Here is a 19,343-nt window from a genome sequence, read left to right on the forward strand (position 1 = left end):
TCTCCCTTCGTTTCCAAAAGTATTACCCTGCCAGACTTAGTGTAAAGTATAAAATCAGGGTAATGGTTTGATTTAAATCCGTTTACTGCAAAGCCTTTGCCCCGCACCAAATTTCGGTGCCAGAACAGCACATTTGGCAGACTAGCAAATTCCATAATGCTGCTCTGCTCAAAGTTACTCATGCTGCCTTCGCGTTCGTACAGCGAGCTAGCAACCGGCGCACCCAGTGCACCAGGTACCAAAGTCACAGGAAACTTCCAGCTTGCAGCCGCTGTAATTTTTCCAATCTTTAACTGCTCATTAAAGCGCTGCTCTGCATAGGCGTCAGCCAGTGAGCGGATCTTCTTCTTTATCTTATCGGTGTAGCTATACTTGCGCGACAGGAAATCCCGGAGCTGTTCGGTTGTCATCCTGGAAAGAATCCGCTCCACGTAAATTTTTACCTCCTGCTCAGCGATTGGGTACATGTTGCCTATGAGCTGCATGATCTGGTGACCAATGTCTTTTACCTGGCTCTCCTTAGGCTTCGCCAGGATGTACTCGGCTATGGGATCCTTTACCTGTTGCTGCTCAATTTTGGCGAAAGACGGGGTGAAATCATCCTTCTTGGTCTCATGCAGATCAACCTTGTACATATCCGATGAGATGCTGTCAAACTCTACTTTAGTATCCTCATCGGAAAGCCTAAAACCTTTTAACAGCACCTCCTGATTAAGCAGGGCAGAGCCTGTTTCCATATCGAAAATAGAGCTGGTGGGTACTTCCAGGAAAAACTGCGGTAAGACTATCTGCTGTGCCGTTTCTGCAAAGGCATCCCGCATCTGGTAACGCTGTACTTTTTCACCCATTTCAGAAAAGATGTTGTCAGTGTTCGATTTCTCCTGTTCCTTTATCCGCTGCTCCGTTTCAGCGACCTGCTGCACAGCCATTTGCTCAATCTGTGAAATCACGGTAGAGGAAGCAGTAGAAGGTAAAGGGGTATCAAGGCTATAGCTAATGCGACCGGTGTCGATCTCGTCCTCATCGGGTGTCTCCGGGTACTCCTCTGGGAAGAATGCCTTGTTCAGCGATTGCTGGGGCGTTTCCTCTGGCTTTGGTGCCTCTGGAAGTGCATCCTTGTGGCGGTAGTCCTTGCTGCTGAAGCCGGATGCCTGCAGCCCTTTTACAATATTCTGCAGCGTTTCATTAAACTTGGCCGAGGCTGTGAGCACGTAGGACACGTTCAGCAAGGGGTGGCTGTGCTTCATCACATAGGGCTGGCGCAGCACCCGACCCAATATCTGCTCCACATCCACTGCCGAGGATTTGTCGGCCAGGGATGCCAGTATGTAGGCAAAGGGGCAGTCCCAGCCTTCTTTCAAAGCGTTTATAGTAATGATGAAGCGCACCGGGCATTTTTCCGACATCAGATCCACGCCCTTCAGCTCATCTTTATTTGCAGTCTTTATTTTGATCTGCTCCTCCGGAATGCCTAGTTTAAGCAATTGCTGCTTCAGTTTATCGAAAGTGGTGTTGTCTTCGCCGGTGCGCGGCTGCGCCTGGAACAGAACAATAGGGCGTATGTAGCGGCCTCCGTTTTTGTGTTGGGCCTTGGCCAGCTGCTCCAGGTTCTGCTGCAGGTGCAAGGCACTGTTCACCACCTCCGTTTTGTCGTGGTGGTTATACACGATGACCGGCAGCTTTACCATGTGCTCTTTCTTCAGCTCAATGGCGGGTACTAAACTGATGATGTTGCTGTTCTCCTTTGGCGTGGCGGTAAGGTCCAGCAGGAAAGACGGATTCAGGGCCTGTAGCATATCCACGCTCAGGTCGCTTTCGGCATTGTGGCTTTCGTCTACCACTACCACGGGGTTAAGGCTCCGGATCACGTTGATCAGCGCCGTCTCGTCTGTGTTGTCCAGCAGATGAGAAGTGTCTTTATAGTGTTGTGCGAACTGCGCCAGTTGCCCGTTTTCCTGATATACTTTGCGGTCTTCCTTACGGCGAGCCCGCAGGCTGGCAAAGCTCATGACGATGATCGTGAGCTGCTCCTGCACCACCGTCGGGTTGAAGTTGGAGCCCTGCAGCAAGTCGTCTTTCCGGTATACCTCTACGCGGTGGTTGAAGAGCGCGTCCAGCTTTTGGCGATAGGGGTGATCCGGGTCGCTCAGGTTCTTTACCGTTTGGTCCAGCAGGTTGCTCCATGGCACCAGCCATACCACCGCTTTGGGCTTCTCCACCGGAAAGGCCCTGAAAATAGTGCTCAGGGCATTGCAGGCAATAAAGGTTTTGCCACCGGCGGTAGGCACCTTAATGCAGATGCTGGCCGCCCCCGGCACATTATTCTTGTAGGGGCGCATACCCTCGCCCGTTAGCGGGTTGTAAGGGCCGATCTTGTCCTCCCAATACTTATTGAAGGCCTCCCCAACCAGCTTGTGCTGTTGGGTGTACTCCAGAAAGGTTTCAAGGTTCTGGACTACCTGCTGCTGATACGCTTTTAACTCCATTTAGGCTCCCCTTCGTCTGTTAGGTTTTTTAGAACTGGCTTTTAGCTTTTCTACTTCTTTGTCAAAATCGGAAGTGTACTCTCTGTCTTGTACTACCCGAAATTTTTCGTACTCCCCTTCAGCCAGCTTTTTAGCTACCTCACTTGATACCTTGCCTGCATCCTTCAGTATTTGATAATCATTGAACTGGAGAAATGCATCGAGCTTTACCACCCAATCCTCCATCGTCATCAGCACCTGCCGTTCTGCCTGTAGCTCGGCAAAGTCCAGGTACATGGTCACGATACGGTTGAGCGACTTCATTTCAGCTTCTGAAAGGTAGTTTTTTGCGACTAATACGTCCGACTTCAAGATTTTACCACTGGGCGCATTTTTCCAGGTGGTAAGCCCCATGTTGGGTTTCCCGGCACTCACTCGGCCTGCCACCAGCTCGGCTGCTGTTTTGCCAGTTATGGCCCAGTGGAGCTTATTTTGTACCGTCTGATAAAACTGCCGTGTTAAAGCGGCTTTGGGGTCGTAGTCGATGCTGCATTCGGCGTAGATGTCGGTGATTTTCTGGTAGAACCTGCGCTCTGAAGCTCGGATTTCCCGGATACGCTCCAGCAGCTCATCAAAGTAGTCTTTGCCGAAGTGGTAGCCTTGTTTCAAGCGTTCATCATCAAGCACAAAGCCTTTCACGATAAACTGGCGCAGGGTAGAGGTAGCCCAAATCCGGAACTGGGTTGCCTGGAAGGAGTTGACACGGTAACCTACCGCAATGATGGCATCCAGGTTATAAAACTCCACCTCCCTGCTTACCTGGCGTGTGCCTTCCTGCTGAACTATTCGAATTTTTCTAATAGTTGCCGCTTCATCCAGCTCTCCGCTTGTAAAGATCTCTTTCAGGTGGTAGTTTATCGTTGGCACCTCCACGCCAAAAAGCTCCCCTAACCTTTTTTGGTTCAACCAGAAAGTTTCATCCAGAAAGTATACATCCACCTTTATCTGATGATCGGGGGTAGTATAGAAGATGATGTTTGACTCCTGCGGGTTTTGCTCTGCTGCCATATCTTAAAATCTTGAAATGTCTCTTGGGATCTTTTTGAAAACGATGTTATACTTCTGCAGTAGCTCTTTGGGCAGCAGGCAGTTATCGGCATAAATCACGTACTGCTCTGCCTTATGGGTGACGGTGGCCAGGAAGTCATAATCCAGGTTGGTGATCTGGTTTGGCTCGTACACAAAGTAATAGGCGGTGCTGTGCAGGCGGCCCAAAAAGTGTGCATCGGAGACGGTTACAGAAGCAAGGTAGGGGCTGCGGGTTTCGGAATACCAGATGTACTGCCGAATGCGCTCCAGCCCAACTGCCTCATTCAGATTGTTCTCCTTATCAAACAAGCACGGGCCTAGTGTATAATAGGTAAAGTCACCACCTGTGCCTGCTACTGCTTTACTGCCTTCGCCATACCCCTGCATTACACGCTTTACGCGCTCTGCAGTTATACTTTCGGCATAGTCTTCCATCTCAATAAGTATAAATTTGCGATTACCGCCGTCTTCCTTATTAAGGTTTAACACAGCATGAGCTGTGGTGCCGGAGCCCGCGAAGCTGTCTAGGATGATAGAGTCTTTGTCGGTAGCAAGCCTTAGAATTCGTTCTATTAACAGGCTTGGCTTAGGGGTATCAAATGAAGCTGACTCAGGAAAGAGAAGATTAATTTCATTCTTTGAAGTTCTGTTGCTTCCTACCTCGTCTTTCTTCCATAAAGTACGCGGTACAAGGTCTGAAACTTCAGACAGGTAACGCTTTATACTTGGTCTAGCGCTTCCGTTTGGTCCCCACCATATCCTACCGTCATTGTCTAAATCGCGCAACTTCTCTTCCGAGATACGCCAGAACCTTCCCTGCGGAGGAGAAAAAGATCTGCCTGTCGGACCTTCAACTGTATACAAGCCCTTCGAGTAAGGTTTGTTAGCATACGGGTCACCGGGCAGCCAAGGGCCCCTAGGGTCTTTGTCTGGGTTAGAATAAATGGAGTTAGAAGCTTCATTCCTTGGAAGTCTGTTAGGTACCCAATCAGTGTTCTTAGAATAAACCATGATATAATCATGGTCAGTAGAGAACTGCCGAGCTGAGTTGCGGGGAGAATCCGCTTTCTCCCATATGATGTTAGTAACGAAATTGCCAACGCCAAACACTTCGTCCACTAGAGGCCTTAGAAAACCTTGTGCATTATCATCAATTGAGATGAAAATGGCACCATCACTAGCCAGCAACTTGTGCAGCAGCTTCAGGCGTGGGTACATCATGCAGAGCCATTTATCATGGCGGGTCAAGTCCTCGCCTTCTTTGCCTACCACCTGCTGCAGCCACCGCTGCATCTTAGGGTCGTTAACGTTGTCGTTGTACACCCAGCTTTCGTTGCCGGTATTGTAAGGAGGATCAATGTAAATGCACTTTACCTTGCCTTCGTACTCCGGCAGTAGCGCCTTTAACGCCTCCAGGTTGTCACCGTGTATGATCTTATTTCCGGCTGCGGAGGATTGTCCATCTGCAGTATTCTGTTCAGTTGTGAAAGTATAAGTAGGCTCCAGTACTCTGAAAGGCACGTCGCGGTGGTGGTTTACTACTTTTTCTTTTCCAATCCAGTGGAGCGTAGGCATCGGGTAAGGGTGGTTTCTGTGGTATATAAAGATGTAAATATAGCAAGGATTTAGGAGATAAGGTGTGTCGTGATATGCCCTGAAAGTTGCCGTAGTGTAATGTTCTTATGTATAACACATTAGCAAAATTCTCAGCCCCGCAAGCCGTTGTTCCCGCAATCGTACTATAGAGCAGCCCTCGCTCCTGCCAAAATATTGCTTAACCCTGAGTTAGGCATGAACGTTGATGTATTTATTGAGAGGAGTGTTAAAATACACTTTAAACTTGTATCTTTAGGTTATGAAAAGCAGATTGAAAGCAGCTAAAAAGAGTGCAGCCGAGAAGGAAACAGCTTACGTTACAAAGCGTGTTTTGGTGCGGGCTGCCAGTCCTGCAGTAAAGAGAGCGTCCAGAAGGGCTATGGAGGTTGCAGGCTACGTAGTGAAGGCAGAAAACGGGTGGGTAGTGCGCGTGGACCAGGATGGCACTAAAAGCAGAATCACCAAAATCAGAAATATAACGCGCCCAAGTCAAATTGCCCTCGACTAACTCAAACCTCAGGTTGAGAGTGTTTGCCGGCCCCAATGGCTCCGGCAAAAGCACGATTATCAACGCCGTAAGAGCCTATAAAGTCAGCCAGATTCCGGTTGACTTTGGCATTTATATAAATGCCGATGACATTGCCAAAGCATTACGGGAGCACCGCTTCTCCTTTGACCAATACCGTGTCGAGGTCGCCAATGACGAGTTTGTCCAGATAGCGGTATCATCTGGCCTTATCCACGAGAGGTTCGATCAGTCCCAGTTTGAAGGCTGTTACAGGCTTGTCAACAATAAAATTGAGCTTGTTGTACCCGAAACCAACGAGCGGCTGGCACAGATTATCGCTGACTTCCTGAGGAAAAAGCTGTTGCTGGAGAAGAAGAAATTTTCCTTTGAAACCGTGTTTTCTCACCCCTCTAAGCTTGACATTATGCGGGAGGCAGCCGCGGCAGGCTATAAAGTTTATCTGTACTTTGTATCCACCGAATCGCCCGAAATCAATAAATATAGGGTGCAGGTAAGAACCCGGCAGGGAGGTCATGATGTGCCTGAAGATAAAATAGAGCAAAGATATTTTCGCTCGCTTGACCTGCTGTTCGAGGCTGCCCAATTGGCCTATCAGGCCTACTTTTTCGATAACTCCAGAGATGGTGAGGGCTTTCAGCTCTTCGCGCACTTTAAGAAGAATGCAAGAGGAGAAAAGGACTGGGATGAACTCGACCCTGATACCGTTCCAAGCTGGTTCATAGAATACTATTCAAACAAGGTTTCAGAAAGCCGGTAATCAAATACTTATTCAGGCGAGGAAGTCTTGGGAATCAATCAGCATCGTAAAAGCAGTACTATTTAAACCGTTTCCGAACCAGCAGTATACTGCCTCAACAGCTATGGTTGTTGAAGGCTTTTTCCGATGAAGACTCACCCATAGCTATAGACCAAAATTCGTCGCCTGCTCCCCGAACGAGCCAAGGGCATCATGGCGGGCTTCACTTTATTTTTATAGTGCTGCAGTTCGGTACGCGGGGATTCAGAAAAACCCTTCACTGCATACTTCGCTCCGCAATACGCCTACTGCATGGGAATACCTTTGTAGGCCAGCGCAGCGCCTCCCAACACAATATTACCCTGGTCGCCAGCTCATAAAAGGCACCTGTTTCCAAGCCTCGTGCATAAAATATATAAAAATTGTGCACAAATATGCAAAACCCATATGCATAAAGCTTTGTAAAACAGGAGCAAAGCACGTAACGCACAGACTATGTGCCAATAAATAACTAAAGCTGCTCCTGTTTTAGGATGCTGCCACAGCAGTATTAGTTATTCATTGGGTAGCATAGCGGCAACTGCTTAGCTAAAGGCTTATACCCATAACCCTTTCTTCACCCTTGCTTATACTAAGGATAAGCAGTGCTGCTTCCTTTGCGACAGCTCTACCTTTAGCTATCAGACTTTCAATGAATTAAAAGACACTGGAATGTTGGGTCAAGAACAGGATAAAAATCAAGGCAACGGCAAGCATCAGGATGGCATGGGCATGCGCGGCGTAACCAGGCCTATGGCTGAGAAACAGATTCGGGAGCATAACAAAAAGATGCACAGCGACGAAGGGCAAAAGCGTAAGCAGCAGGACGAGCAGGAATCGCACAAAAGAAGTGACTACAGGCATGAAAGTCATCGGGATGGAGGTAAAAAGAAAAGAGACATGAACATGTCGGATGATATGCGTAAGCAAATGCTGCACATGCACCACATGCTTAAGTGTAACAGGGGCGATACTGGGTTTGGCAGTGACTGCTTTGGCTTTACCATTAAGGGCTAAAACAGAAATTTATGCCGGACGGGATGATCACATCAAGTAAGGTACTATGGGTTGGCAGGTTAGAGATACTGCCAGATAAGGATATAAGCGCACAGGTGCGGAGTGGGCTTTTATTTAGATTAACCTGATTTAAATTGATTGTTTAACTACTAACATGAAAACAAATGTTTTATCACGTAAAAGAGTTACAGTTTAACGCGCGCGTCTCTAAGCCAGACCCGGCTTTTGCCAGTATGCTCCTGGAGCAGTTTGGGGGCCCTAATGGCGAGTTGGCGGCAGCCATGCAGTATTTCACACAGGCCTTCGCCATGCGCCAGCCCCATCCAGACAAGTATGACATGCTGATGGACATCGCCACTGAGGAGTTCAGCCACCTGGAGATTGTGGGGGCCACTATTCAGATGCTTCTGGGACCCATAAACGGGGAGCTAAAAGATGCTGCTGCAAAGGCGGAGATCATGCAGCTGCTGGACGGCAAAGATAAGAAGGAGAACTTCATCCACAACGCCATGATGAACCCCCAGTTCCTGGTGTTGAGCGGCGGCGGACCCACCGTAACCAACAGTCAGGGTGTGCCGTGGTCGGGTACCTACGTGAACGCAAACGGCGACCCAACCGTGGACCTGCGCTCCAACATTGCGGCTGAGTCCAGGGCTAAGATCGTATATGAGTACCTGATGCAGTTCACCGATGATCCCTATGTAAAGGAAACGCTAAATTTCCTGATGACCCGCGAGGTTGCCCACCACCAGATGTTTGAGGCAGCCTTAAGCACCATACAGCCTAACTTCCCGCCGGGGGTGCTGCAGGGAGACCCGCGCTACAGCAACAGCTACTTTAACCTCTCCAACGGTGCCGATGCCAAGGGACCCTGGAACGAAGGCAAGAGCCCGGGCTTAGGTGAGACCTGGCAGTACGTACAGGAGCCGTTTAAACATATTGTGGATAGTAACGGTATGATCGACCACGGGCCGCGCGGCACAGACCGCACCATGGAGAGCGTAGAGAAGAAAGACAAAGAGATGAGCAAAGAGCGTAGCCAACAGGTTAAAAAAGCCGTACCAAGCGGTGAGAACCATTGGTGTGAATACCCGCAGAACTGCCTGTAGGCAGGGGTTACATTTGATAGAATGACAGAAATCAAGAACAATCCAAAAAATAAAAAAGAAGCGGGGTCGGTGGAGATAGAGTTCTACACCGACCCTCTTTGTTGCTGGAGCTGGGCCATGGAGCCGCAGTGGCGACGGCTGCGCTTTGCGTATCAAGGCAAAGTAAAGTGGCGCTATCGAATGGGGGGGCTTATACCTAATTGGGATAGCTTCAGCGACCCCATGAACGCCGTAAGCCGCCCACTGCAAATGGGGCCTTTATGGCTGGAGGCGAAGTATAAATCCGGGATGCCGATAAGAGAGCGCGTGTGGTACGAAAATCCGCCAAAGTCCTCTTACCCTGCCTGTATCGCTGTGAAAGCGGCGGAGATGCAGTCGCCGGTGGCGGCGGAAGCGTACCTGCGCAAGTTGCGGGAGGCGATCATGCTGCACGGGAAAGACATAGCTGACTGGGAAGTGCTGCAACAGGTGGGGGAAGAGCTTCACAAAGAAAACCAGGCATTGGTAGACGTGGACAGGCTTCAGCGGGATATGGGCAGCAAAGCTGCCAGAGAAGCTTTTGAGGAGGATCTGCAACAGGTGCGGCTGCATGGCATCAGCCGGTTTCCGGCGCTTACCATGAAACGGGAGGGAGAAGGGCAGGGCGTAATCATAATCGGTTACCGGCCATACGAGGCACTGGAGGAGGCTTTGCATCAGGTGGCGCCAGAACTGCAGCCTATACCACATACCACTGATGAGACAGAATACAGAAGGTACTGGGGCAGCATGACGGAGCGTGAGTTAGAGGAAGTTCTTAGGATGCAAGGCCCTGCTTCTCCAAAGCCTGCAAAAGAGACAACCTGAATTCACCACTATGACTACTAATCTGGTCAGAAATGTAATAAGCTGATTAAAATATGATGCATAATAGTACATGACAGAATTAGCACCTCTTTAACTTTTACTTAACCTCTATACCTATCGACCATGAGAAAGCTATACTTATTCATTTTTACACTTCCTCTGTTTCTGAACTACGCGTGTACTTCAACGCCCTCTTCTGACATCGCAGACACAGCGGCTTCACAGGACGAACAACCTGTGGATTCGGTAAGCCTGCAAATGATAGCCTCTGATCTGGTTTCACCTGTTTTTCTGACACAGCCACCCAACGATGACAGGCTTTTTGTGGTGGACCAGGTCGGCGTGATCAGGGTTGTTAAGGATGGCCAGCTACAGCCGGAGCCTTTTCTGGACCTAAAGCGTAAAATTGTGAAGCTCAAAGACGAACATGAGGAGCGGGGGCTGCTGGGGCTTGCCTTCCATCCGGAGTTTCAGCGTAACGGCAGGTTCTTCGTGTACTATAGTGCTCCCTCGCGCCAATCAGCGCCCAACGGCTTTGACCACACCAGCGTCGTGGCAGAATACCTGGCAACAGGAGACAATCGAGAAAATGCCGACCCTGCCTCTGAAAAAGTGCTGATGCAGGTTGATCAGCCCCAGGACAACCACAACGCGGGGACACTGATGTTCGGCCCGGACGGTTATCTGTACATCAGCATAGGTGACGGCGGTAACAAAAACGACATTGGCACGGGCCATGTGCGGGATTGGTACAAAGACAATGAGGGAGGAAACGGGCAGGACATCAAGCAAAATCTTTTGGGCAGTATTCTGCGCATCGATGTCAACAGCGGCTCACCTTACAGCGTGCCTGCAGACAATCCCTTTGCTGATGGTAAAAGGGGCATGAAGGAAATTTACGCCTTCGGGCTGCGCAACCCCTACCGCTTTTCCTTTGACCGGGAGACAGGCATGCTGATAGCAGGAGATGCCGGCCAGGTCCTGCGCGAGGAAATCAATATAATCAGGAAAGGCGGCAACTATGGTTGGAATGTAAAAGAAGGCACCATCTGTTTCAACGCAGCCAACAACAAGGAACCATTAGAAAACTGTCCGGAAAAAGACAGCCTGGGCAATGAATTCATAGATCCCGTAATCGAGTTCAAGAACAGCATGTCCTACCCGCAGGAAGGCTTGGGCATAGTAGGCATTGGCGGCTATGTGTACAGAGGCAGCATGCGTGCCAACCTTAGCGGTAACTACTTGTTCGGCGTATGGACGCAGCATCACGAGAGGCCCGACGGCGCTGTATTCTCCGCTGAGATGACGGGGGAGCAGGGCCCCTGGAACTACAGAAAATTGCACTTCCAAAGTATGCCGAATGCTTCTTTAGGCCATTACCTGCTGGGCTTTGGGCAGGACAACAGCGGAGAGATTTACCTTTTGACTACAGATAAGGCAGGCCCTGTAGGGAACACCGGGAAAGTCTACCTTGTACAGTAGTTCGCAAAATATATAAATTTAACACATTAATATATAAAACAAACATACTATTGGCTTAGTAAGTAAGCTTGCGCCCACCTGTAAGTTTTTCATAGCTGAGAAGTAGTACACATCATCTTGGCAAGTATAAAACCTTAAATAAACTTTATTTATGCGTCATTTCTACAAGCTATTTCTTGTACTGTCTGTTACACATTTGGCAAGCTGTAACAACCCTGAGAGCCAACGCGGCGATGAGGATGCAGAAGCAGCTGAAAGCACAGTGGTGCAGGACAGCCAGCGTAAAATTACCCCTGCTGACATTGTCGTGCCAAGCGGGTTCAGCATCGAGGCAGTAGCCACGGGGTTAACGTACCCTGTGGATGTCACCTTTGATGAGCAGGGGAACACTTACATTGCCGAGGCAGGCGGGCATACCTACGGCACCAAACCTGCCCGTGCACCGGAGGCGCGCATTCTGCAGATGCTACCCGATGGCACCACCAAGGTGCTGTATGACAGGGTAGTGCCTATGGAGGAGATAAGACAGGCAGAAAGCTCCTCTGAAATGGAAGAAGGCCTCATTCCTCCTGTAACAGGAGTTACCTACCACAAAGGCAACCTTTACATCTCGCACCGCAGCCGCTACTCGGTGTACAACCTCGAAAGCGGGGAGTTTAAAACCATTGTAAATGGTTTGCCTTCCTGGGGGGAGTTTCTGAATGCAAAACCCATCTTCAAAGACGACAAGATGTACTTCTTCCTCTCTACACAAGGGAACAGCGGCGTGCTGGAGGAGCATTGGGTGAATGTCATCAACACTTTTAACAAGCCCAATGCCCGCGAGATTCCTGGAGAGGATGTCACCCTGACAGGACAAAACTACTGGGTACCCACGCACAAGATAAATTTAGTGGATGCCGATTCGGTCAGAACAGGTGCCTATGCTGCACTAGGTGAGGAAACCAAACCTGGACAGGTTGTGAAAGGGGAGGAGATCTGCAACGGGGCTTTCTTTGTGAGCAACCTGGACGGCAGCGGCATTAAGCGCATTGCCTGGGGCCTGCGCTCCAGCTTCGGCTATCGCTTCTCTCCCGATGGCCGCCTGATCACCACCATGAACAGCGCCAATCCCATGCCGCCCCGTGGCCTGTACTTCGATTGGGAGCCTGTCTATGAGGTGGTAGAGGGCGAGTGGTACGGCTGGCCGGATTTTTACAGCGGCCTTCCCATCACCGACCCCCGCTTTATGGTGAAGAAAGAGGAACGCAACTTCGTGCTCACCCCCGAAACGCACCGCAAGCTGCTGAAAGGGAAAGACAGGCCGCGCCAGCCGCTGGTAAAGATGCCGGTGCACAGCGCAGCACAGGGCATGGTGTTTGGGCAGGGCAGTATGGGCGTGCCTAAAGAGAATATACTGGTGGCGGAGTTTGGCACCATTGTCCCTTTCTTCAAAGGCGAGGAATACCACCCTCACCTGCCTAAATATATCAAAGAAGGGGAAATTCCCTCCGATGTGGACTTTAACTGGCCGGGCTTCAAGGTGCAGCAGGTAAACCTGCAGTCAGGGCAGGTAACAGACTTCATCTATAACAAAAGCAAGCTGCCTGCATCTGCCAACCAGGGTGGCGGGCTAGAGCGGCCAATACAGCTGGAATGGGCTTCAGACGGAAGCCTTTACATTGTGGATTTCGGAACAGTGGAGTTCGACGACACCGGCATGAACGCCCATCCCTTTACCGGGGTTGTCTGGAAAGTATCACCTAACAAGAGATAAGCATGGATATAATAGCAGCCATATTCCTTTTTGGTGCCGCTCTGGCTGGAGTGTTTGCACTTATGGAGCTAAATATGAAAGGGTTCCCCCCTAAGATGGTAGTCTTCGCCCATATAGGGCTGGCGGTGGCGGGGTATCTCTCCCTGATTATCTATGCTTTTGTAACCGAGCAGCCCGAGAAGCATTACCACACGCTTGTCATGCTGGCCATTGCAGGCCTGATCGGGCTCTGGCTCTTGCTGAGCAAAAAGCCGGTTCACACGCTTAAGGGAGCTGCCATAGCCTACAGCCTTGTCGGTATGTTTGGCTTTCTGTGGCTCCTGACATTCATCATAACCTAACACAAAAACTATGAAATGGACCTATCCAATAGTAGCATTCTTTGTTGTACTGGTAATCGGATTTGGCCTTGTTAACCTGATAAAGGAAGATCTGGAAGTGGCCCCGTGGGCAGAAACGGGTGCCGAGGAAGGCAGGCTTTTTGCGCACACCAAAAACGTGACCCGTCTGGTGAGTGCCGACGCGGCAGACTTGCACGCTTACCTTAAAACAGCCATTCCCTACCCGGAGGCCACTACGGCTGATATGGCTCCCAAAGAAGAAAACTGGGAGGCGTTTTTCCGGCAGTCGCTCAAGTCAAACCCAACCCCAAAGCATGTCATACTTGTTCCCGGAGGAGGTAAAGAAGCCCTGCAATGGGCACTCCCGGCCCTGTACTATGCCTACTACTACGGCTCCCCTGTGGTGTTTGTGAACCGGGGCACTTTAAGCGAAAACGCGGCGCGCTACCAAAGCCTGAAAGCATACTTGGTTGGGCCGGAGGAACTCTTACCCGACGCTGCGGCAGAGGGTTTCCAGGACCGGGAGCGGATAACGGCCAACACGCCACATGAGCTGGCGGTAGAGCTGGCCAAGTACCGGGACGAGCGAACAGAATTTGGCTGGGGCAGAACCAACGACCGGCAAAACGGCTACTTTCATTATGTGGTGACTACCCCGCGCGATGCCCTGCAGGGGCTGGCTGCCCTGCCTTACGCCAGAAGCAACAACGCCACGCTGCTGTATGCTGAAGAAGACGGTGGCTTACCAGGGGTGCTCGACAGCTACGTGTGGGGGCAGCGGTCAGATTGGTTTGTGTCTCCTTCCGAGGGGCCCTTCCGGCACTTCTGGCTGGTGAGCAACCGCGTTAGCTACGCGGCGCAAAGCAGGCTTGACTTTTCAGTGGAGAAGGCAGAGTACCCGAGCATGGGGCCCATAGCGCTCGGTGACATGGAAGCGCTTCTTTTACTGTTTGTGGTATGGGGCGTGGCTTCGGCCATCTTTGTGTGGGTGCACGCCACCTACACCTTGCCGATGGTGAAAATGCCCATCAAGATTGCCTGGGGCCTGAGCTCCCTTTTACTGCCCGTCCTTGGGCCAGTTTTATACCTGAACTCCTACCGGAAACCCACCTGGAAAACATCTGAGGGGGAGTGGCGCTGGCTGCGGCCCCATTCGTTGCAGAGCGCCACAGCCACGGCCATGGGTTTTGGCTACGGGGCCACACTCATGGTAGCCGTGGGCTTCCTTTTTGTGTGGTTTGGCTTTCCCATATTTTTTCCTGAATGGCTGGAAGGGCCTTTTTTCTGGCTAGGTGCGGGTATGCCCATTATGATGATTGCCATGTACGTGCTGGCAGTAGTCACAGCCTGGCTACTGGCACAGTACCCCATGAAAAAGGCCATGATGCCCAACATGCCGGATAAAATGCTTTATAAAATGGCGCTGATCACTACCGCCATCAGTATGCTGGCCGTTAGCTTAGGTATGATGACAGGCACTTGGTACATGCTGATGAGCAAGCTGCCGATGATGCCCAAAGAGGACGATGTGCTGTGGTTCGGAAGTGTCTGGCTGGCATCTTTTGTAGGCTTCCTGATAGCATGGCCACTTAACTGGCTTATGATCCGAAAGAAACTAAAACCTGGCAACGTATGAGACGCAAGATACTATACATACTTTTCATCACTTTGTTCGCCTATTCCTGTGGCAAAACGGAAGGTGGGGCAGGCGGCGGTAGTCATCCGCTGCAGCAGCAGGCCCTGACTACAGCTTATACTGTGCGCATACCAGGCAGTTCGCCAGAAGAGCAGGCCATCCTGCTGACGCAAACCGTGTACCCGGCAACCCGTGAGGACAACGCCGTGGGAGCCATCATTCTCTGTCCACAGGACGCGGCCATCGCCTTTACCGCCATGAGCCGGATTACGCACATGCCCGTAAACGCCCCGCTGCTCTACCTGAACAAAGACGGCAGGCTTTCAGAGCAAACGCTGCGGGAGATGAAGCGCCTGAGCCCTGACGGTGTTTTTCAGGATCAGCGCACAGATGTATATGCCGTGAACGTGCCGGAAGCAGAGGTGCAAAAAGTAAGGGAGGTGCTCGGATATCGGGTGCGTACCTTTAACGAACCAGACCCGGTAAAGCTGGCAGAACTGCTGGACAGGTGGCAGGCGGCCTTGAAGTCTGACCATCCGGATGAGGTGATCATCACCGCGCTGGACCACCCTAAAGGAATGCAGCATGGGTTAGGGCCAATGGGGTGGAACGCGCACATGGGCAAAGGCTTTGCCTGGGTATACACCGACTCTATTCCAACTGCCACCAGAGAGATCCTTAAAAAACGCTACGGCGACCACGGTAGCTTTATGTACCTGACAGGCGGGCCGGATGTTATCTCGGACAAGGTGGCGCGGGAGCTGGCGCAGTATGGGCTGGTGCGCAGGATATTCGGTCCTACTCCGCCTGCCACCAGCGCCGTAAACGCTGGTTACAAAGACTATGGCCGTAACCACGGCTGGTGGTGGGCATGGGAAGAGCGCATGTTTGGCTGGGGCATTGCGCAGGCTGGGCATAACTTTATCGTGGGCCGACCGGATAACCTGCTGGGGATGATACCCGCTGCTGTGCTGGGCCACATGGGCAAGCACGGCCCCATGCTGCTGATAGAGCCTGACAACATCCCAAACGAAGTGCGGGAGTACCTGACCATGGTAAAGCCCTTCGCCACAGGTCCGCAGGAGACTATCCTGAACTTTGCCTGGATTATCGGGGATACCACGCAGGTAAGCGTAAAGGCACAGCAGACAGTTGATCGGCTGCTCTCCCCTTATCAGGTGCCGGTAGACACAGCCGCTTACTTACCGAAAGCAGACACATTACAGGAAAAAAAGGAATAAGGCTATGCAACAAGAAAATAACCATAAAAAGCACCAAAATTCTAAAATGACGGACGGTGACCTGTTAGTTTCAACACTAAACACTGATCCGGAAGGAGGGCCGATCTACCACCCAGCCATTGGCAAAGGGGCTTTTTGGGGAGGCCTTGTTGGCGGTGTATTAGTGGGTACTTTGGCTTGGTTGGTGGCCTCTGGCGTTTGGCCGGTGGTAGGCTTGGGGCAAATGGCCGCAGGCAGTTACGGTGCTGCCGCGTTTATGGGGTTTGTCCTTGGCAGCGCTGTTGGCGGGCTGATTGGGAGCTTCATGGGGATAAGCCATATGTTTAGGCAACACAGGAAGTATAGCAGGAGTGGTTTGAGCTAAGGCTTCTAAAGCAGGAGCATAACACTTCTTAGGTAATTTTTAATATCATTTATGAAGCTAGCTTTGAAGTCAATGGATACCTTCTGCTTTTTGTTTGTGTCCTTGCACATCCATGCACAAGAAAGAGAAAGCCTGGACACTACGAATGCTTTTGTTGATTAACACCAAAACAGCGCAACCCCTACTTAGCAGCATCAGGAAACGGAAAGAGTAAAGGATGGGGCTACCCGGAGAAAATAGTAGCTGACTTCGATGACTTCCAGAACCTGCACCCGTTGTTTGTGCACATACCTGTGACGCTGTTGCCTTTTGCAGCAGTTTCTCAGTTTCTTGCCTTTTTTGTGTTCAAACGGGAGTTCGTTGGGTGGTGATGGTTCTGTTGCTGACGGGGTTCTTAGGAAGGGTTGTAGCAGCGACCCTGGTACACCCGCATATTGGTACGCTACCAGAACATGCACAACAAGTTTAGGACAAACACGACCTGTATGCCACCTGCACGCTATAGCTTAACGGTATTGCTAATTTGCTCAAAGTAGGGAGCCACTTTCTGCTGCATCGGAAGGTGTGGGCAGGGGGCGTTGTGGCGCTGGTTTTACTGGCTGCGACTTAAACAGACAGTATGGCCGGTCACCCTGGGTTTCAGTTGGCTTTTACTGAAGGTGTTGGCCCCAAAGCCCATATTTGAAAAGCGAAGGGCATCACATTTGTATTAACGAGAAACATATTCATAGTTGCCTAATAAACATCCTTCCATTTCCAGCCATCTTTTTCCAGCATAACCGTGAGCAGTTCCCGACGCTCTTGTAGTTCCTGACCAGAAGCATTATCAGAGTATTTGCCTTCCTGGAGTGGTACACCACTTGCTTTCAGTTGAGACAAATCAGGTTTAGGAGCCTTCTCATTGGGAGTCTCATTTTTTATAAAACTTCCTTTCACCATTTCCAGGTATTCATCCAGCGCAGTTTGCAGCATGTGTAGCTTCAGTTTGTCGATGCCTGCGTCCTCTTTAACTACATTTTTTAGAAGTTGATGCGCCTCATCCAGCAGCACAACAGCGCGTACAATAGCCAACTTCTGTTTACTGCTGTGGAAAAAGTGAATAACGGGATAGGAGTGGTGATTTACCGTATGCTGCATGAGCATCTGGCATAAGTCAGAAGTGTTATCGAAGAAAGATGAAAAACTCCGGCCGTTCCAGCTTTTCTGTACGATTTGCAGCGGGGTTGTACCCATACTGTTGATGTACAGACTCAGCCTGCTCTGAAGGCCTACAGCTGACAGCACCGGAATAAAGTAGGTGATGGAGGTGGTAATAAAAGCCAGCCCGGAGAATGCGGCCACCGTAGTAATCACGCGCCAAAAATTGGTTGATGCAACATAGTCCCCAACTCCTAAAGTAGAGAGTGTAAAGCCCGCATAGTATAACTTCTCTAAGGGACCTGTACTTGCCAGCGTACTGCTTTTTAAAACAGAGTCAGGGTCAGATAACAACATGACAAACACGCCCGCCCATAGCCCAAGCACCCAAACCAGAAGAATAGATACTAACACTCCAAGCCCGGCGTACTCCAGTAGGTTACTGCGACCATTCTTACCGGCGGCGACATAAAAGCCTTTCCAAACTCCTTTAGAAACAACACTAGTTATTTTTCCGCCACCGCTTGAGGAAAGTGTGGTTTTGATAATGTCTAATGCTGTTATTAAAAACAGGAAAGCACCACAAAAGAAGTAAAAGCTGTTCATATAAGTATGTCGATAATTCCGAATACTTAACGGATAGCACAAAACTGGGTTTTTGGTTATTGAGAGTGATGACTACTTGTTTTCAGACTCTGGCAACCGAACCTCGATTTGACCAGCTTTGACACGTACCTCAAATTTGGGTTGTGGCTCTGTTGCAGGGCCATCCACCACGCTGCCATCTTCCAGAGAAAACACAGAACCATGCCAAGGGCAGCGCACGCTGCAGTTGTCCATCAGGTCTCCATCTGAGAGCGGACCACCCAAATGTGAGCAGGTGTGGGCGATGGCAAACAAGTCTCCGTTCTTTCGAGCCAGCAGCACTTTCACCTCCCCAGCCTCTACACAGCGCATTTGACCTTCTTCTAACTCATCTTCCCGCAAAACAGCAACAAAATCCTCCGGGTAAACGGCTGAGTTCCCTGTATGGTCTACCCCAACCTGTTTACCAAAGACGAGGTGCCCGCCAAGGTAAGCCCCTGCACTTACCACACCGTAGCCCAGCATAGCCAAGCCAATGCCCACGCCGCGCGTGCGCTTTCGCCGGCGCAAGAGCAGTGAGGTTGCATAAAGTGCAGTCGCCCCGGCGTTCAGCATGCCGTGCAGCATCCCGAGTTTGCGTCTTTCTTTTCTGGTTCCGGTCCAATCTGCAAGCCCCGTAACAGCAGCTCCCAACGCGCCAACCAAACCGACTGCCACGGCTGCATCCGCGCCAGGAGTGTACTTTTCTTTGCCCATTAGCTCTAACCCGTCCAGAACCGCAGCGGTTGTCCACGCGCCCACCGGCACATCCGTTATGGCGGGATGCAGCGGGTGCCCGAGCCATTTCCCGTGTAGCGCGTTCTTGATGCTCCGGCCTGCTTTCCCGCCCGCTTCGAAGGCCTTCAAAACAGCAGGCTGTACTGTGTCGCCAGCAGTGTCAAGCCACTCCTGCTGCGAAATGGTGTAGAAAAGAGTTTTCTGATTCATCGGTTTTCCTTCTTGTGATGCATATGTTACCTGCAACGTATATTTTATAGACGGTGTTCTGTGGGCTCCTGCCTTTGCCTACTTGCCAGCCTGCCAGGTGTTGCTCTACTTCACTTATGCTTCAGCGCTGTTATGCGGCAGCTGCTGACCGAAACACAAACGGAAGAGAAAGCCCATCAGACTTACACAGCACTTTCTGACAACTTATACAGCAAGTTAACGCAGCTCTGTTGAATCAACCCTTCGTTTCTGCTAACCCTATGCGTAGTGCTGCTTGAGCAGCACTTATGACCACGTTTGTATAAATATTTAACAGAAATATATAAAACGGTAAGGTTAAACAACTGGTATAAAGCTAAAAGTAATACAACAGAGGAGCTGCGAATGG

The 19,343-nt window shown here is 50.6% G+C and carries 16 protein-coding genes; 11 read left to right on the plus strand and 5 right to left on the minus strand.

Annotated features, from left to right (window positions below; genetic code table 11):
- From Q1B04_RS17425 to Q1B04_RS17435, 3 genes are all read right to left on the minus strand, one after another.
- The coding region (locus Q1B04_RS17425; protein WP_299761221.1) for a DEAD/DEAH box helicase family protein at nucleotides 1-2,486 on the minus strand (2,486 nt) is incomplete at its 3' end.
- Nucleotides 2,487-3,533 (minus strand): virulence RhuM family protein, encoded by a 1,047-nt coding sequence (locus tag Q1B04_RS17430; protein ID WP_299761223.1) that lies wholly within the window; start codon nucleotides 3,531-3,533, stop codon nucleotides 2,487-2,489.
- 3 nt (nucleotides 3,534-3,536) lie between these two features.
- Nucleotides 3,537-5,129: a site-specific DNA-methyltransferase gene (locus Q1B04_RS17435; protein ID WP_299761226.1), complete on the minus strand. Its 1,593-nt coding sequence runs from the start codon at nucleotides 5,127-5,129 to the stop codon at nucleotides 3,537-3,539.
- A 280-nt stretch (nucleotides 5,130-5,409) separates the two neighbouring features.
- On the opposite strand from Q1B04_RS17435, the gene Q1B04_RS17440 reads away from it, so the two are divergent.
- The 11 genes from Q1B04_RS17440 (at nucleotide 5,410) to Q1B04_RS17490 (ending at nucleotide 16,246) form a co-directional block, all read left to right on the plus strand.
- Nucleotides 5,410-5,658, plus strand: coding sequence for a hypothetical protein (locus Q1B04_RS17440; protein ID WP_299761229.1), 249 nt, complete (start codon nucleotides 5,410-5,412; stop codon nucleotides 5,656-5,658).
- Nucleotides 5,645-6,436 carry a hypothetical protein gene (locus Q1B04_RS17445; RefSeq protein ID WP_299761232.1) on the plus strand — a complete coding sequence of 264 codons (792 nt, stop codon included), beginning with the start codon at nucleotides 5,645-5,647 and terminating at the stop codon, nucleotides 6,434-6,436. Before Q1B04_RS17440 ends, Q1B04_RS17445 begins: the two co-directional genes overlap by 14 nt.
- 690 nt (nucleotides 6,437-7,126) lie before the next feature.
- On the plus strand, nucleotides 7,127-7,471 hold the full coding sequence (locus tag Q1B04_RS17450; protein ID WP_299761235.1) for a hypothetical protein: 345 nt from the start codon (nucleotides 7,127-7,129) through the stop codon (nucleotides 7,469-7,471).
- 164 nt (nucleotides 7,472-7,635) lie between these two features.
- Nucleotides 7,636-8,580, plus strand: coding sequence for a manganese catalase family protein (locus Q1B04_RS17455; protein ID WP_299761238.1), 945 nt, complete (start codon nucleotides 7,636-7,638; stop codon nucleotides 8,578-8,580).
- Between the two features lie 21 nt (nucleotides 8,581-8,601).
- Complete coding sequence (locus Q1B04_RS17460) at nucleotides 8,602-9,426, plus strand: DsbA family protein (protein WP_299761241.1); 825 nt, start codon at nucleotides 8,602-8,604, stop codon at nucleotides 9,424-9,426.
- A gap of 123 nt (nucleotides 9,427-9,549) precedes the next feature.
- Nucleotides 9,550-10,908, plus strand: coding sequence for a PQQ-dependent sugar dehydrogenase (locus Q1B04_RS17465; RefSeq protein WP_299761244.1), 1,359 nt, complete (start codon nucleotides 9,550-9,552; stop codon nucleotides 10,906-10,908).
- Nucleotides 10,909-11,059: 151 nt separating this feature from the next.
- On the plus strand, nucleotides 11,060-12,664 hold the full coding sequence (locus Q1B04_RS17470) for a hypothetical protein (protein ID WP_299761247.1): 1,605 nt from the start codon (nucleotides 11,060-11,062) through the stop codon (nucleotides 12,662-12,664).
- A 2-nt stretch (nucleotides 12,665-12,666) separates the two neighbouring features.
- Nucleotides 12,667-13,005: a hypothetical protein gene (locus Q1B04_RS17475; protein ID WP_299761250.1), complete on the plus strand. Its 339-nt coding sequence runs from the start codon at nucleotides 12,667-12,669 to the stop codon at nucleotides 13,003-13,005.
- 10 nt (nucleotides 13,006-13,015) lie between these two features.
- A complete protein-coding gene (locus tag Q1B04_RS17480) occupies nucleotides 13,016-14,641 on the plus strand; it encodes a DUF4396 domain-containing protein (RefSeq protein WP_299761253.1) in 1,626 nt (541 codons plus the stop codon).
- Complete coding sequence (locus tag Q1B04_RS17485; RefSeq protein WP_299761256.1) at nucleotides 14,638-15,882, plus strand: hypothetical protein; 1,245 nt, start codon at nucleotides 14,638-14,640, stop codon at nucleotides 15,880-15,882. The genes Q1B04_RS17480 and Q1B04_RS17485 overlap by 4 nt, the downstream gene beginning before the upstream one ends.
- A gap of 4 nt (nucleotides 15,883-15,886) precedes the next feature.
- A complete protein-coding gene (locus tag Q1B04_RS17490; RefSeq protein ID WP_299761259.1) occupies nucleotides 15,887-16,246 on the plus strand; it encodes a hypothetical protein in 360 nt (119 codons plus the stop codon).
- A 735-nt stretch (nucleotides 16,247-16,981) separates the two neighbouring features.
- Here the strand turns inward: Q1B04_RS17490 and Q1B04_RS17495 are convergent.
- Both Q1B04_RS17495 and Q1B04_RS17500 read right to left on the minus strand, forming a co-directional pair.
- A complete protein-coding gene (locus Q1B04_RS17495; protein ID WP_299761262.1) occupies nucleotides 16,982-17,989 on the minus strand; it encodes a potassium channel family protein in 1,008 nt (335 codons plus the stop codon).
- Between the two features lie 72 nt (nucleotides 17,990-18,061).
- A complete protein-coding gene (locus Q1B04_RS17500) occupies nucleotides 18,062-18,955 on the minus strand; it encodes a Rieske 2Fe-2S domain-containing protein (protein ID WP_299761265.1) in 894 nt (297 codons plus the stop codon).
- Nucleotides 18,956-19,343 lie beyond the last annotated feature (388 nt).

Origin of the sequence: uncultured Pontibacter sp. (genome assembly GCF_947495565.1) — a bacterium.
Classification (GTDB): Bacteria; Bacteroidota; Bacteroidia; order Cytophagales; family Hymenobacteraceae; genus Pontibacter.